Source organism: Streptococcus sp. 400_SSPC, from assembly GCF_001072745.1.
In the GTDB taxonomy this organism is placed as follows: Bacteria; Bacillota; Bacilli; order Lactobacillales; family Streptococcaceae; genus Streptococcus; species Streptococcus xiaochunlingii.
The window spans coordinates 1-916 of sequence record NZ_JVIQ01000068.1; the positions used below are offsets into that span (position 1 = coordinate 1).

1 protein-coding gene is annotated in these 916 nt (G+C 37.9%); it reads left to right on the forward strand.

Features of this window, described 5'->3' with window-relative positions:
* A partial coding sequence (locus ADH49_RS08530) for a Spy0128 family protein (protein ID WP_048691641.1) occupies positions 1–916 on the forward strand: 916 nt, incomplete at both ends.

Here is a 916-nt window from a genome sequence, read left to right on the forward strand (position 1 = left end):
GTTGAATACTCTAAAGCAAGCCACACAATCCATGTCTCAGTAGTAGATAATGGTGAAGGTAAACTTGTAGCGACTGTCACAGAACCAGATTCAACTCGTAAGTTTACAAATACTTATAAAGTTTCTCCAACAGAAGCTGTCATTAAAGCAACTAAAGAATTGGTTGGTAAAGAACTTACTAAAGAACAATTCGAATTCGAATTGAGCGAAGGCGGAAATGTTATTGCAACATCATCAAACGGTAAAGAAGTTGAAGGTGTTGACGTAGCGACAAATGAAGTAGCCTTCAAACTTTCATACACTGAACCAGGTGAACACGAATATGTGTTGACAGAAAAAGCTGGATCAGTAGCAGGAGTTGAATACTCTAAAGCAAGCCACACAATCCATGTCTCAGTAGTAGATAATGGTGAAGGTAAATTAGTTGCTACTGTTAAAGAAGAAGATTCAACTCGTAAGTTTACAAACAAATATAAAGCAACACCAGCAGAAGCTGTTATCAAAGCAACTAAAGAATTAGTTGGTAAAGAACTTGCTAAAGAACAATTTGAGTTTGAATTGAGCGAAGGCGGAAACGTCATCGCAACATCATCAAACGGTAAAGAAGTTGAAGGTGTTGAAGTAGCAACAAATGAAGTAGCCTTCAAACTTTCATACACTGAACCAGGTGAGCATGAATATGTGATTACAGAGAAAGCTGGTTCTGAAGAAGGTGTTACTTATTCAGAAGAAAGCTACACTGTCCATGTTTCAGTAGTAGATAATGGTGAAGGTAAGCTTGTTGCAACTGTTCAAGAAGCAGATTCTCCACGTAAGTTTACAAATACTTATGTAACTACAACTACGACAACAACTACAACAACCACGACTACAACAACAGAGGAACCTACAACAACCACGACTACAACAACAGAGG